Here is a 15,119-nt window from a genome sequence, read left to right as displayed (position 1 = left end):
CCTAGTCATGACAACGACCACAGCGCAACGGCGCGTGCTGGAGCCTGACACAGGTGTCGAACGTGTCGAGCTTATCGCGCGTGCTGGATGCGGAGAACATGTCGAACGTGCCAAACGTGCGGAATGTGTCGAACTCACTGAACGCGCCAAACATGCCGAAAGTTTCGAAGCTCTCGAACCGACCGAACGCCTCGAACGGCTCGAACGCCTCGAATGGCTCGAACGGCTCGAACGCTCCAATCTCAACGAACACCCGCACAACTGCGCCGGCACGGTGATCGCCGTCCTGCACGACGACGTATTTCTGGTCACCGGCGACGACGGCGCACTGCTCACCTGTAAGCGCGCGTTCAGTTGCCTGATCACGCCTGCGATCCGCGACCGGGTGGCGGTCTGCGGCAGCGGTCCGCGGCACGGCTACGTGGCGGCGATACTCGAACGGGCCGCCGGCAGCGAGACATGCATCCACGTGGAAGGCGACTTGCGCATCGACGCGTCCGGCGACGTGCGCGTCAGCGCGGCGCACGAAATCGCGCTGGCGGGCGAGCGCCTTGCCGTCGTCACGCACGACGCGCAATTCTCGGCCACCAAGAGCACGCTCGTCTGCGATGAACTGGAAGGACGCATCGGCCTCGTGCGTCTGCTCGGCAAAACGATCGAAGCGGTGGTCGAGCGCATCGTACAGATCAGTAAGACCAGTTTCCGCTCGATCGACACCATCGACCATCTGCGCGCCGCGCATATCGACTACGCCGCGTCGGAAAGCGTGCGTCTGCACGGCAAGAACACGCTGCTGAGTGCCGAGCATCTGTCGAAGCTCGACGCCGAACAGATTCACCTGGGATAGGACTAGACAATGGTGATGGTCAACTCGAGCGCCGGGGGCGCCAACGACGCCGTGTGCGTCAACCTGACGCCGCCCGTCGGTATCCCGGTTGCTTACGACAACAATGCCCAGCGGCCCCAAGCCATTCCGAATGTCAGCAACATCCTGATTGCCGCCGCCCCCGCGCACAACCTGGCAACGATCATTCCCGTCACGAGTGGCGATGCCCCGGGCGCGATGGGCGGCGTCATCTCGGGCACCGTATGCGCGAGCTCGCGCAACATCAACGGCGCCAACACGGTGTTGCTGCACGGCATGCCGACGACCCGCATGACCGACCCCACGCAGCAGAACGCGACCAACGCAATCGGCACCGGCACATCGCCGAGCCAGACGCACATTCTGAATCTGGCCGGCTAAGCCTCACATGATCGCACCTCGATGAAGCGCCTACCGCTACGCGTTCGCCTGCGCTTATGGATCCGATTGCGCCTACGCCTTTTGCTCGTTTTGCTCGCCCTGAGCGCGGCCTTGTTAGCCGGGGCATGCGCATCGCCGCCGAGGCCAGACGCTCGCGCTTACGACCTCTATCTCGACGCCGCCGCCAACGTGAATCCCGACGGCCACGGCCGGCCCGCGCCGATTCTGATCGGCCTCTATACGCTGAAATCGACGGCGGTATTCGAAGCCAGCGATTTCCCGTCGTTGCAGGACCGCGCCAAAACGGTCCTCTCCGACGACCTCGTTTCGTTCGAACAAATCATCCTGCTGCCGGGCGAGCACAAGCTGATCCAGCGAAGCGCCGAGCCCGGCATGCGAGCACTCGGCGTCGTCGCGGGCTATCGGGAGCTCGACCGGCACACCTGGAAAGCCACCTACGCACTTCCCGCCGACGGCGCGGGCAACGTGTTTTCATTCTGGCCGTCCACTCACGAGCGGCTTGCCGTGCAAGTGAAGCTCAGCGGCGGCCTGATCGTTAGAACCATGGATTGGGCACACCGATGAACGACCACCATTCGCCACTCAAAAGCGGCAGCACTGCCCGCAGCAAAGTTGTCTGGTCAGAAGGCATGTTTCTGCGGCCACAACATTTCCAGCAACTCGAACGTTATGTCGAAGCCTACGTGCAGCAGCGTTGCCTCGCCTCGCATGCCGCGTTCTGGGGTTTCCAGAGCGTCGAGATCGATCACGACGCGCTGGCGCTCGGCAAAGTGGCGCTCGCGAGCGCGCAAGGCGTGTTGCCCGACGGCACGCCGTTTCTGCTGACCGAGCCCGACGAATTGCCCGCGCCGCTCGACATCCCCGCCGACGCCAAAGATCTCACGGTGCTGCTCGCTCTGCCGCGCAGACGAGCCGGCGCGGATGACACGATCTTCGAAGAGCAAGCCGGCTCGCTCGCGCGCCACGCTGTGTATTCGCGCGACATCGCCGATAGCAATGCCGTTGCCTTGGGGCCCGCGGCGCTGCAACTGGGCCGGCCGCGGATGCGGCTCATGCCCGCCGCCGAACTTGGCAGCCAATGGCATGGCATCGGTTTGCTGCGCGTGCTGGAGCGCCGCAGCGATCGCCAACTGGTGCTCGACAAGCACTACATTCCGCCGATGCTGAGTGCGGATCAACATCCGGTGCTCGCCCAATACCTGCGCGAATTGCACGGGCTGCTCGACCAGCGCGGCGAGGCGCTCGCGCAGCGCCAGTCGAAGCCGGGGCGCGGCGGCGTGGCCGAGGTTTCGGAGTTCCTGCTGCTCGCGCTGATCAACCGGGCGCAGGCCGATACGTGGCACGCGCTGCACATGCCCCATCTGCATCCGGAGCAGTTGTTCCAGCAGTGGCTGCGCCTTGCGTTCGAGCTATCCACTTACACGGCCGAGGAGCGCCGGCCGGCGCTTTACCCCAGCTACCAGCACGACGATTTACAAGGCAGTTTCGGGCCCTTGATGTCCGAATTGCGCCGGGCACTGTCGACCGTTCTCGAACAGAACGCGATCGCACTTGAATTGCAGGAGCGCGCGCACCGCGTCTGGGTGGCGCAGATTCCGAGCGCCGAGCTTCTGCACCATGCCGGCTTCGTGCTCGCCGTGCATGCGGATCTACCGGCGGAAACCGTGCGCACGCGGTATCCGGCGCAAGTAAAGATCGGCCCGGTCGAACGGCTTGCGGAACTGGTGCATCTGCAGTTGCCTGGCATCGCCATGCGCAGCCTGCCGGTCGCGCCGCGGCAGATCCCCTATCACGCGGGCTATCACTATTTCGAACTCGATGCCGGCGGTGAACTCTGGAAGCAACTCGACCAGTCCGGCGGCCTCGCGCTGCACGTGGCCGGCGACTTGCCGGGCCTGACGATGGAATGCTGGGCCATTCGCGGCTGATCTCGTGGACGCGAAAGAAAGGCGAATAAATATGTCATCCATCGCAGCAACGCCTGCGCAGCGCACAGGATCCACGCAGTCATCGTCAGCGGTCGGGGCTGGTTCGGCGTCACGGCTCAAGTCACAACATGAGTCACGATTCGCGCCGTCCGTCGCGCGACCGTCGGCCTATGCGTCCAATCCCCTCGTCGACGCCGCGCTGCCACTGTTCGACGCGCTTGCGCAAATCCGTCTCAACGCGACGGTGACACCGGAGCGTCTGCGCGCATTCCTCGTCGCGGAAATCCGGCGTTTTCAGACGCGCGCCCAGCAGGCGGCCGTGTCGATCGAAACGATCGTCGGCGCGCGCTATTGCCTGTGCACCGCGCTCGACGAAGCCGCCGCACTCGCGCCCGGTGGTGGCAGCGGCGCATGGTCCGCGCACAGTCTGCTCGTCGCGTTTCATAACGAAACGTGGGGCGGCGAAAAGTTCTTCCACTTGCTCGCCCGTTTGTCCGCACAGCCGCGCGAACATCGAGACCTTATCGAACTGCAGTTCTTCTGTCTCGCGCTGGGATTTCAAGGACGTTATCGCGTGATTCAGAACGGCGCCGCGCAACTCGAAACGCTGACACGGCGCCTGCACAAGTTGCTGCATGAGACGGCAGGCGGCTACGCATTGCCGCTATCGCCGCATTGGCGCGCCGCCGACCGCACGCCAGCGCGGGCGCTGCGCCGCGGGATGCCGCTGTGGATGTGGCTGGCAGGCGCCGCGCTGCTCGGTGGCGCGAGCTTTATCGCGTTTCTGCTCGCCACGAATGCATACGGTGATCGCACATATGCGGCGATCAATGCGATCCGCCTGCCGGAAGTGACTTCGCAGCGCGCGCTCGACCCTGTGCCGCACGTCGCCGCGCTGCTCGACGCCGACGTGCGGAGCGGCGCGCTTAGCGTGCGCGACGAAGGCGATCGCAGCGTCATCGCGTTGCGCGGCGACGGACTGTTCGGCTCCGGATCCGCTGTTGCCAGCCAGGCGGCGTTGCCGGTGCTCAGCCACCTCGCGGCCACTCTCGATCGCGTGCCGGGAGACATCCTGATCACCGGACACACTGACAATCAGCCGATCCACGACCAGCGCTTCGCCTCGAATCTCGCGCTCTCGCTGGCCCGCGCCGAAGCCGTCAGGCAATGGTTGATCTCGGCCGGTCTCGATGCCAGCCGAGCGGTGAAAGTCGCTGGACGCGGCGACCAGCAGCCGATCGACAGCAACGCAACGGCGGCCGGCCGCGCGCGCAACCGGCGCGTCGAGATCGCGGTGTATCCCGCCTCGTCGGCACACCAGGCGCTCGTGCCGAAGGCGGACCGATGAACAGCCTGAAACGCATTGCCGGATGGCTGGCGGCCCTGTTGCGCCAACTCGGCTGGGCAAGTTTGGCATGGGTTGCGCTTCTCATCTCGCTGATCTGGATCGCGGCTCCGATGCTGGCAATCGGCGATACGCGGCCATTGGAACCAGAACGATCCCGCTACGCACTGATCGCTCTGGTGCTGCTCGCATGGACGTGGCGGCAGACTCGGCGCACGCGCGGGTCGCGGCTGCCGGAGCCGTTGCGCCGCGCGCCTTCCGTATCGCGAACCAACCCGGCCGACGCCGCCGACGATGCCCAACGCCAACGCCTCGACGACTTGCGCGCCCGCTTCAATCATGCGCGCTACGTGCTGCGGCACGCCGCCGTCCCTGGCGGCCGGCTTGCCGCGTGGTTCGACAGACTCACCGGGCGCCACGTGTACCGGTTGCCGTGGTATCTGATCGTGGGCAGCGGCGCAGCCGGGAAAACGGCCGCGCTGCTCAATGGCGGGCTCGAGCTCTCGATCGCCGAGCAGGCCGCGCGCGCCGCCAGCCGGCGCACGGAGCCGACTGACGCGTGCGATTGGTGGTTCAGCAATGATGCCGTTCTCGTCGATACGCCTGGCGCCTATCTCGATGCACCTGACGCCGCCAGCGCGCGCCACGCGGAATGGCGCGAACTGCTCGCATTGCTCAAGCGCCATCGCTCACGCCAGCCACTCAATGGCGTCGTCCTCGCGGTCGGCGTGGACGCCTTGCTGACACTCGACGAAGCCGCGCGCGCGGCCTATGCAACGCGGCTGCGAAAGTCTTTGCAACTGATGCAGAACACCTTCGGCATGCGTGTACCCGTCTATCTGTGCATCACCCGGATGGATCGCCTCGACGGTTTCCGCGCCTATTTTTCCGGGCTGAATCGCGATGGCCGGGCGCAGGTGTGGGGTGCGGCATTCGAAGCCGGCGACAGCGCGTTGACCGAGACCTGCCGGCATGCTTTTCAAACATTGCAGCAACGCCTGACCGATGGCTTGCGCGACGTGCTGATCGCCGAGCCAGATCCGCTTAGCCGGGCGCGCGCCTTTCTGTTTCCGCAGCAATTCGCGCGCATCGAGGAGCCGTTGGTCGACTTCTGCGAGGCCCTGTTTCGCCCCTCGCCGCTTGAAACCAATCTGCTGCCGCGCGGCGTCTATTTCACGAGTGCGCTACAAGGCGGCCCGGGTATCGATCGCGCGCTGCCGGCGACCCGCGAGGAGATGGGCCTCGCCGATTCATTGCCAGCGACCGCCGAGCCGCCGGGTCAGCACAGCTACTTTCTGAAGCAATGGCTGCGCGAAGCCGTATTCGCCGATGCGGGATTCGCGGGTTCAAGTCGCGGCTCGCAACGGCGGCGTCTCGTCGTGCACACGATGGTCGCCGCAGTGGTCGGCATCGGGCTCGCCGGGCTGCTGGCCGGCTGGGCGATCAGCTACGCGCACAATCGCGCCTACCTCGATGAAGTGTCCCTGCGCGTCGGCGCGTTCAATCGGCTGTCGGCGCAACCGATCGCGCTGACAGCCGGCGACTTGCAGCCGTTAGCGCCGTTGCTCGATACCCTGCGGGCGTTGCCGAGTAGCGCAAATCTCGACACTGACGCGCCGCCAGGATGGCGCTACGGTATGGGGCTCTACCAGGGCGCCAGGATCCACGCAGCAAGCGACGCGCTCTACCGCCGCGCACTCGACGAAAAATTGCTGCCGCAGGCCGCCGCACGCATCGAACGCATGCTGGCCGAAGCACCGGCCGACGACGCCGACTATTCGTACGAAGCGCTCAAGGCCTATCTGATGCTTTACGACGCGTCCCGCTACGACGCCGGCTTTCTCACCGCTTGGCTGACCCTCGACAGCCGTGGCGCGTTGCCATCCGAGCTGACGCAGGACGAACGCGCGCGCCTGGAAGCGCATCTTGCGAACCTGTTCGCGTCGCGCGTCGTCAGGTCGCCGTTCGCGTTCAACGCGCCGCTCGTGGCCGCAGTGCGCGCACGGCTCGCTCACGAATCGCCCGCGCAACGCGCCAACCACCAGCTCAGTCGTGAGCTGCTGCGGACGATGCGCAACGAGCCCGTCACGGTGGCCGGCGCCGGTGGCCCGCAAGCGGCGCTCGTATTGACACGCCGAAGCGGCAAGCCGTTGACCGACGGCATTGCGAGCCTCTACACCTATCACGGCTACTGGGATGGTTTCGAACCGCGCGTCGCCGCGGCGGCAGCGCGCTTGCAAAGCGAAGACCCGTGGGTGCTAGGCATCCAGCCGTCGCCCGTGTCCGACAACGCACGCCTCGCGCTGGAAATCCGCCGCACGTTCCTGAACGACTACATCCAGGCGTGGGACGCCTACCTGAACGATCTAGGCATCGTGGATAGCCAATCGCTTGCGCAAAGCATGCAGATAGCCCGCACGTTGTCCGCGCCCGATTCGCCGCTCAAGCAATTTCTGCAAGCCGCCGCCGACGAAACAAGCTTGTTGCGGGCTCGCAGCGGCAGCGAACAGCCCGCGCCGGGCGCATTGCAAAAGCGCATTGGCGAAGCGAAAGAATCGCTGAGCGCGATGTTCGGCCACGCTTCGCCTGACCTGTCACCACCCATTGCGGACGACCAGCCGGAGAGCATCGTCGACAATCATTTCGAGCCCTTGCGGCGTCTGGTGACAGCGGGGGGCGCCGGCGCGGCGGGCGCCACCCCGCTGGAAGGCAATCTGCGTGTGCTCGACGAACTGTATAGCTATCTCACCGCCGCGGATGCCGCTCTGGCAAGCGGCAGTCCGCCGCCGCAAACCGACGTCTTCAATAAGTTGCAAGCCGACGCGGGACGTCTGCCGGCGCCGCTGAGAAAGATTGTCGGCGACCTCTCGCAGGCGAGCGCGATGCAGGTCAGCGGGGGTGCACGGCGCAACGTCGCACAGGATGCGCAAGGCAGCCTCGGCCCACTGTGCCGGCAGGCCATCGCCGGGCGCTACCCGTTTGCACGCGGCTCGAATCGCGACGTCGCGCTGGACGATTTCACGCGCTTGTTCGCCTCAGGCGGACTGATGGACAGTTTTTTCCAGAAGAATCTGGCGTCGCAGATCGACGTCCGCGATGGCCGCTGGGCGTTCCGGCGCGACGCCAGCGGCAAGGCGATCGCGGACAGCCATCTGCTCGGTGCGTTCCAGAACGCGGAAACGATTCGCAACGTCTTCTTTGCCACCGGCGCGGCGACACCGTCGCTACAGATCGAACTGACACCGCTGGAACTCGACCCGGGCATCACGCAATACGCGCTGAATATCGACGGGCAGACGATGCGCTATGCGCATGGGCCGCCACTCCCAATGGCAGTGAAATGGCCGGGCGAGCGGGGCGCCGGCCTCGTCAGCCTGCAAATCAGCACGCAGAACGGTTCTGACAGCGTGCAGACCGAAGGTCCGTGGGCCCTCTATCGACTACTCGACAAGGCGCGCATCACGCCTGGCGCCGCGCCCGAAAGCTTTATCGCCACCTTTGATTTCAGCGGTCGGAAACTGGCGCTTCGCGTGAGCGCGAGCAGTAGTTCCAACCCGTTCCAGCTACCTCAAATGAAAGCGTTCTCGTGTCCATGAGAATCGCTCGCTGCAGGAAACATGACGATGCTCCAGCCCTCTCTTAAGCTCACCATTCTCGCTAGCCACGGTAAAGCACTTGCCAGCGGCGCATGCGCAAGCTTCGATGCGCAAGGCGGCAACATCGGCAGCGCTGCCGACAGCACCCTCAGGCTGCCGGACGACGAGACCGTCGCCGGACGCCACGCCGCCATCCGCGCGCAATACGGCGCATGGTGCCTCGTTAATATCGGCGGGCATGCGGCGCTGACGGTGAATGGCAAGCCGATCGCCGCGGGTGAGGAGATCCGTTTGCAATCCGGCGATATCGTCAATATCGGCAGTTATGTCTTGCAGGCGACCGAGACGTTGCCGCCGGCATGGGACTTTCAGATGCGCGGGCCATCCGGCGCCATCCGACAGGATCCGAACTTGCCGCGGCCAGACAATGCAGCCGAATCGGCCAGGTTTGCAACGCCGCCCTTGGACCCCTTGGTATTCGGGCGCCTTGACGGCCAGTCTGCTAGCGAGCCCCCGTCCGCCGAGCTGGACGGGCTGCTCGACACGCCGGTCGACCCGCTGGCGCTATTTGGCGCGCCAAGGCACGGTTGGAACAACGCCACCGAAGCGCATTCATCAGACTTGTTCGCCGACCTGACGGGCGGCCGGGCCGCCAGCAGCTTTGAAGCCGCACCAACCGACGGACTGCACGGTTTCCCGCTGCGGGACGACGCGCCGGAACACAGCGCACCACTGCGGCTCAAGATTGCCAACGCGCAAACGCCTGGGCCGTCGGACAGTGCGCCTGTCACGATTGCAACCGCCACGAGGCCTGCGCACCCCGCGTCTGGCGGATCCGCGCAGCCGACTGAACGCGCCGCCAAAGCCGCTGTTCCTCAATACGGTGAACATTCGCAAGTGAAAGCGGCCCTTCGTCACGGTGGGCTCGTCCGGCTCTCCTGCGCGAACACGCCCGCGAGCGTGAACGACGAGGCACGACAAGAACCCCAGGAGCCGCAACCGGGCAGCCGCGACGCCACCACGTCGGCGCTGCTCGCGCTCAGCGGGGCGTTTCTCGCCGGTGCGGGCGTCCACCCCGACAGGCACCTCGAAGCGGGCTTCACGCCTGAGTTTATGCACGGCCTCGGCGCGATCGCGCGCGCGTTGAGGCAACCGTAACGACGCCGCTGCCACGCCTGGACCGCCCGGCCAGGCGGCCCGCCCAGCCCGCTCTGCTATATTCTCTCCATCCCGTCCCTATCCTTCACTACGCGTGGAACAACTTCCCATATGGGCGCAGATCTGCGCCGTCTTTCTGCTGCTCATCTGCTCCAGCTTCTTTTCGATTTCCGAAACGGCGATGATGGCGATCAATCGCCATCGCCTGAAACATCTTGCCAACCAGAATGCACTCGGCGCGAAGACCACCCAGGGTCTTCTGGCGCACACCGACCAGCTGTTGAGCGTGGTCCTGATCGGCAACAATCTGTTCAACACGATCATTCCGGTACTGACCACCTCGATCGCACTCCATACGTTTGGCCGCAATAACCTCGTGCTGTCCGTCGCGACCGGCATCGTCGCGTTTCTCATCATCGTATTCGCGGAAATCACGCCGAAGATCGTCGGCGCCACGTTCCCGGAGAAGATCGCGCTACCGGCCAGCCTGCTGATCGCACCGATGATGCGGGTCGGCAGGCCGCTCGTCTGGTTCGTCAATCTGTTCGCGAACACGATCTTGCGCGTGCTGCATATCAATACCAAAGGCGAGCACGATCAGCGGCTTTCCACCGAAGAGCTGCGCACCATCGTGCTCGAATCGGGCAGCTTCATGCCGACCAAGCACCGCAGCATTCTGTTGAACCTGTTCGACCTCGAGAACATCTCCGTCGACGACGTGATGATCCCGCGCCGCCGCATCGAAGCGCTCGATTTCGACGCGCCGTTCGAACAGATCCTGCATCAACTGGAAACCTGCTATCACAACAAGCTGATCGTCTATCAAGGCGACATCGACCGGGTGCTCGGCGTGCTGCACGTGCGCAAGACACTCGCGGCCCTGCACAACCAGGAACTGGAGCGCGAAACGCTGCGCGAGTTGCTGGCCGAACCGTATTTCGTGCCGACCGGCACGCCCGTATTCCAGCAACTGCAGTATTTCCAGGAGAGCCGTCACCGCACGGCACTGGTGGTCAACGAATACGGCGAATTGCAAGGACTCGTCACGCCGGAAGACATCATCGAGGAACTGATCGGCGAATTCACCACGACGATTCCGCGCAGCGCGAATTCTCGCGGCGGCTGGAACGAGAACGGCGAATGCATCGTCGCGGGCAGCATGCCGCTACGCGAACTGAACCGCTGGCTGCTTCTCACACTGCCGACGGACGGACCGAAAACGCTCAACGGTTTGATTCTCGAAATACTCGAAGATATTCCCGACGGCGACGTGTGCGTGCAGATCGGCGAGCTGAAGCTGGAAGTGATGCGTAGCGACGACCAGGCGATTCGCACTGTCAAGCTGTTCAGACCGCCGGTGCGAGCGAAGGCAAGCAAGGCGCTGCGCAGATAAGTGGTCGCAGCGGGCGAGGCGGCCCCAACCTGTCCAGGCGATCGAAGCTCGCGAAACCCCTCAGAGCCCTCAGAGCCCTCAGAGCCCTCAGAGCCGCAGCTTCGCATACCGGCGCCGTGCGCGCCATTAGCCGATTGGCTGAATGGCGGTGCCGGCGGCCTTACCGGATGATGGCGTCGTCGTGTTCTACAGGCGGCTCATCACCGGTCTCTCATGCAAGGTTCTTTTCAACCCGCGGCGTCGCTGCGGCCCGTCGCCTTCGATAGCGAAAGCCCAGCCAAACCAAAGCCCAACGCTTTTGCTGGCGAGGCCGGTGCCAGTACCCACCTCAACTCAAGTCTCGCCAGTCTCGCCGATTCCGACAACGTACCTGCCGTACGCCTGCTGACTGACACGTTGCAGGAGGCAACCCGCCGCAATGCCTCGGACCTGCACGTCGAACCGGAGGAGCATGGCTGGCGCGTGCGTTTGCGCATCGACGGCGTACTGCATGAAATCCCGCGGCCTCCCGCGCATCTGCGCGACGCGTTCATCACGCGCATAAAAGTGCTGGCGCGCATGGATATCGCCGAGCGGCGCGTGCCGCAGGACGGCCGGCTGCGGCTTGCCACGTCGCCTGGCCGTGTCGAAGACTATCGCGTCAACTCGTTGCCTACCCTGTTCGGCGAAAAGCTGGTGCTGCGCCGGCTCGACGCGCTGCCCAGCGATCTTTCGCTCGACTCGCTCGGTCTCGATCCACGGCAACGTCAGGCCGTCGATGCCGCGATTCGCGCGCCGCACGGCCTGGTACTCGTAACCGGTCCAACCGGCAGCGGCAAGACGCTGTCGCTGTACTGCTTCCTGCACATGCTCAACGACGAGGCGCGCAATCTGTGCTCAGTGGAAGATCCGGCGGAAATTCAATTGGCGGGGATCAATCAGGTAAGCGTGCGCGAAAAGGCCGGCCTGACATTCGCGGTGGCGCTGCGAGCGTTCCTCCGTCAGGACCCCGACGTGATCATGGTTGGCGAAATCCGCGACGACGAAACCGCCGATGTTGCCGTGAAGGCCGCGCAGACCGGCCACCTCGTTCTGTCGACCTTGCACACGAATGACGCGCCTGCTGCCGTCGCGCGCCTGATCGACATCGGCGTGGAGCCGTACAACCTGGCCGCCGCGCTCAGGATGGTGACCGCACAACGGCTCGTGCGGCGGCTTTGCGTCGCGTGCCGCGCACCCGCGCCGCAATCCGCGGCGGCGCTGCGGGCAGCGGGCTTCGCGGACGGTCAGCTCGACGGCTGGCAACCCTACGGTGCCATCGGCTGCGCAGCTTGCCACGGCATCGGCTACCGGGGCCGCGTCGGGGTTCACCAGGTGATGCCCGTCTCGGACGCGATGCGCGAGTTGATCGTGGCTCGCGCAGGCAGCCATGAGCTGGCCCGGCTGGCGCAATCCGAACAGGTTGCCACCTTGCGCGACGCAGCCTTGGCGCGCGTGCGCGATGGCACCACCAGCCTTGCAGAGGCGCTGGCCGCCACCGAGGTCGCATGAGCATCGCGACAACTTCCCCACCGTCAGTGGTCGAGTTGCGCTTCAGATGGCGCGGCGTCGATGCCAACGGCGTACAGAAAACCGGCGCGCTGATCGCGCCGGACGTCAGCGCCGCGCGAGCCATGCTCAAGCGCGAAAAACTGTTCATCGTCGAACTCGCGGCACGCGGGTCGGCGCCGCGTCCCCGAACCGGCAGCGCCGACGTCACGGTGTTCACGCGCCAGCTCGCCAGTTTACTGCGCGCCGGTTTGGCGCTCGCGCCCTCGCTGGATCTGCTCGGGCAAGCGCAGAGTTCACGCCGGCAAGGCATGCCGCGAATCGTCGGCGCGCTGGCGCGCGACATCACCGGTGGCTTGCGCTTCTCCGCAGCGTTGCAGCGGCATCCCGCGCAATTCAATGCGCTGTACTGCCAGTTGGTCGAGGTCGGCGAAGCAGCCGGCGCGCTGCCGGCCGTCCTCGCCCGCATCGCCGACGACCGCGAACGCGCGGCCGCGCAGCGTGCCAAGGTGCGCGCGGCGCTGACCTATCCGGTCGCGATCCTGTTGCTGGCGATAGCGATTACCGCGGCGCTGCTGATTTGGGTCGTGCCAACCTTCAGGCAGATCTTCGACGGCTTCGGCGCGAAACTGCCCGCGCCCACGCAGTTCGTGCTGGCTTTGTCGGCAGGCGCCGCGCGCTGGAGCATTCCTCTAGTCGTGACGATCTTTGCGGCGGGCTCCGCTACGACGTTTCTCCTACGACGTTCCGAAGCAGCGCGTATCCGCTTCGCGCGCCTGTCGCTGACAATGCCGGTCGCCGGTCCGTTGCTGCGCACCTTATGCGCGGCGCGCTGGAGCCGGGCGCTCGGCACCTTACTGTCGGCCGGCACACCGCTCGCGGATGCGTTCCAGTCACTGACCCACGCCACCGGCAACGCTTTCTTCGATCGTGCCACCGTGGAAATTGCCGCCAGGCTGCGGCGCGGCGAACGGCTCGCCGCGGCAATGCGCGCCGCGCATTGCTTTCCACCCGAGGTCGTCCAGCCAGTTGCGGTTGCCGAAGAGTCAGGAGCGCTCGACACGATGCTGATCGACGTGGCGTCCCTCGCGGATCGCCAGGTCGACGACAAGATCGGCACGCTTTCGAGCTTGTGCGAGCCGCTGGTCATCATCGTGCTGGGTACGCTGGTCGGCGGCCTGGTGATCGCGATGTATCTTCCCATTATTCAACTCGGCAACGTGGTGTAGCATCGCAGCCGAATCCCACCCTTTATATATGCAGGCCACCATTCCGCTCGTGTCAGATACTTCTTCCAGCCTGTTCTCGGGCATGCTGCCCGACCACTTCGCAGGCAACCTCGGCCTCGCATTCGGCAGCTTGCCGGGCGGCCTGCAGATTGCATTCGCGATCGTATTCGGTCTGGTGATCGGCAGCTTCCTGAACGTGGTGGTGCATCGGGTGCCGATTATGCTGGAGCGCGCGTGGCGCGAGGAGGTCAGCGAGACCACCGAAGTACCGCTCGAAGGCGACGGCCTCCCCGCCCGCTACAACCTGTGGGTGCCGCGCAGCGCGTGCCCTCACTGCGGCCACGTGCTCAGCGCGTGGGAGAACCTGCCGGTCCTGAGCTATCTGCTATTGCGCGGGCGCTGCTCCGCATGCAAAGCACGCATCAGCCTGCGCTACCCGCTGGTTGAAATCGCCAGCGCCGCCTTCGCGGCCGGGGCGCTCGCGCTGTATGGGCCGACCGGCATGGCATTCGCCGCCTTCGGACTCTGCGCGGCACTGCTTGCGATGAGCGCGATCGACATCGACACCCATCTGCTCCCCGACTCCATGACGCTGCCGCTTCTGTGGGCCGGCTTGATCGTGAACTTCAACGGCATGTTCGCGAGCCTCCACGATGCCGTACTGGGCGCGATCTTCGGCTATCTGGTGTTGTGGGCCGTGCACTGGCTGTTCCGGCTGGTGCGCGGTGTCGAGGGTATGGGTTACGGCGATTTCAAACTGCTGGCCGCGCTCGGCGCATGGCTCGGCTGGGCGGCGCTGCCGCAGATCGTGCTGATTGCGGCGGTCGCAGGCGCAGTAATCGGTCTCGTGGCAACGTGGCGCGGCCGCATGCGTTTCGAAGAGCCGCTGCCGTTCGGGCCGTTTCTCGCTGCGGGCGGTGCCGTTACGCTATTTCTCGGCACACCGCTTTATCTCGCGTTGGGAGGCTGAACCATGTTTGCTGTGGGATTGACCGGTGGCATTGGCAGCGGCAAATCGACCGTCGCCGATCTGTTCGCTGCGCACGGCGTGCCCCTTGTCGATACGGACTTGATCGCGCATCGCATCACGGCGCCGCACGGTGTCGCGATGCCGCAGATCGCCGCGGAGTTCGGCGAAGCGTTCGTTGCCGCGGACGGCTCGCTCGACCGCGCCCGCATGCGCACACTGGTGTTCAGCGACGACGGCGCGCGCAAGCGGCTCGAAAGCATCACGCATCCGTTGATTCGTGCGGAGACTGAGCGCGAGTGGCATGAGGCGCAAGGGCCGTACGTGATCGTGGTGGTTCCGTTGCTGGTGGAATCGGGTAGCTGGAAGACCCGAGTGAATCGTGTGTTGACCGTCGATTGCAGCGTCGAGACGCAAATCTCGCGGGTGATGAGTCGCAATGGCTTCAGCCGTAAACAGGTGCTGGCAATCATCGCCCGCCAGGCGACGCGCGAAGCGCGCCTCGCCGCCGCTGCCGACGTCATCGATAACGACAACGCGCCGCTCGACGCGCTTAAGGCGCAGGTTGACGCGCAGCATCGCGTCTATCTGACGCTGGCAGGCGAATAACCTTCACAGAGTGCGGTTTGCCAAGCGGAATCGCCGACAGCCGTTCAATGAAGCCTGCGGAAACGTCACATGAACGCTCCAACGTGCAACGTGTGCACGC

General features: G+C 65.1%; 12 protein-coding genes. All 12 read left to right on the top strand.

What is annotated here, in order from left to right; translation table 11 throughout:
- Positions 1-847, top strand: an 847-nt coding sequence (locus QOC89_RS02860) for a DUF3540 domain-containing protein (RefSeq protein ID WP_323043639.1), incomplete at its 5' end; no start/stop codon positions are given.
- A gap of 9 nt (positions 848-856) precedes the next feature.
- Positions 857-1,246: a DUF4150 domain-containing protein gene (locus QOC89_RS02855; RefSeq protein ID WP_323043638.1), complete on the top strand. Its 390-nt coding sequence runs from the start codon at positions 857-859 to the stop codon at positions 1,244-1,246.
- A gap of 21 nt (positions 1,247-1,267) precedes the next feature.
- On the top strand, positions 1,268-1,831 hold the full coding sequence (gene tssJ / locus QOC89_RS02850; protein WP_323043637.1) for a type VI secretion system lipoprotein TssJ: 564 nt from the start codon (positions 1,268-1,270) through the stop codon (positions 1,829-1,831).
- Positions 1,828-3,195: a type VI secretion system baseplate subunit TssK gene (gene tssK, locus QOC89_RS02845; RefSeq protein WP_323043636.1), complete on the top strand. Its 1,368-nt coding sequence runs from the start codon at positions 1,828-1,830 to the stop codon at positions 3,193-3,195. The genes tssJ and tssK overlap by 4 nt, the downstream gene beginning before the upstream one ends.
- A 31-nt stretch (positions 3,196-3,226) precedes the next feature.
- Positions 3,227-4,543: a type VI secretion system protein TssL, long form gene (gene tssL / locus QOC89_RS02840; protein WP_323043635.1), complete on the top strand. Its 1,317-nt coding sequence runs from the start codon at positions 3,227-3,229 to the stop codon at positions 4,541-4,543.
- Positions 4,540-8,136, top strand: a complete 3,597-nt coding sequence (gene tssM, locus QOC89_RS02835) for a type VI secretion system membrane subunit TssM (RefSeq protein WP_323043634.1) — start codon at positions 4,540-4,542, stop codon at positions 8,134-8,136. The genes tssL and tssM overlap by 4 nt, the downstream gene beginning before the upstream one ends.
- A 27-nt stretch (positions 8,137-8,163) precedes the next feature.
- Entirely contained in the window at positions 8,164-9,294 is a 1,131-nt protein-coding gene (locus QOC89_RS02830; protein ID WP_323043633.1) for an FHA domain-containing protein, read from the top strand.
- Positions 9,295-9,388: 94 nt separating this feature from the next.
- Positions 9,389-10,687 carry an HlyC/CorC family transporter gene (locus QOC89_RS02825; RefSeq protein WP_323043632.1) on the top strand — a complete coding sequence of 433 codons (1,299 nt, stop codon included), beginning with the start codon at positions 9,389-9,391 and terminating at the stop codon, positions 10,685-10,687.
- A 213-nt stretch (positions 10,688-10,900) separates the two neighbouring features.
- On the top strand, positions 10,901-12,217 hold the full coding sequence (locus tag QOC89_RS02820) for a GspE/PulE family protein (protein ID WP_323043631.1): 1,317 nt from the start codon (positions 10,901-10,903) through the stop codon (positions 12,215-12,217).
- On the top strand, positions 12,214-13,443 hold the full coding sequence (locus tag QOC89_RS02815; protein ID WP_323043630.1) for a type II secretion system F family protein: 1,230 nt from the start codon (positions 12,214-12,216) through the stop codon (positions 13,441-13,443). The genes QOC89_RS02820 and QOC89_RS02815 overlap by 4 nt, the downstream gene beginning before the upstream one ends.
- Before the next feature lie 28 nt (positions 13,444-13,471).
- The gene (locus QOC89_RS02810; RefSeq protein ID WP_323043629.1) at positions 13,472-14,413 is read left to right on the top strand and encodes an A24 family peptidase; all 942 of its coding nucleotides are present in this window, start codon (positions 13,472-13,474) and stop codon (positions 14,411-14,413) included.
- Between the two features lie 3 nt (positions 14,414-14,416).
- Entirely contained in the window at positions 14,417-15,019 is a 603-nt protein-coding gene (gene coaE, locus QOC89_RS02805; protein WP_323043628.1) for a dephospho-CoA kinase, read from the top strand.
- Positions 15,020-15,119: the final 100 nt, after the last annotated feature.

The sequence above is a fragment of the Paraburkholderia sp. genome (assembly GCF_034668105.1).
In the GTDB taxonomy this organism is placed as follows: domain Bacteria; phylum Pseudomonadota; class Gammaproteobacteria; order Burkholderiales; family Burkholderiaceae; genus Paraburkholderia.
Note: the sequence above shows the minus strand (reverse complement) of the source record. Positions and strands in the feature narration are given on the sequence as shown.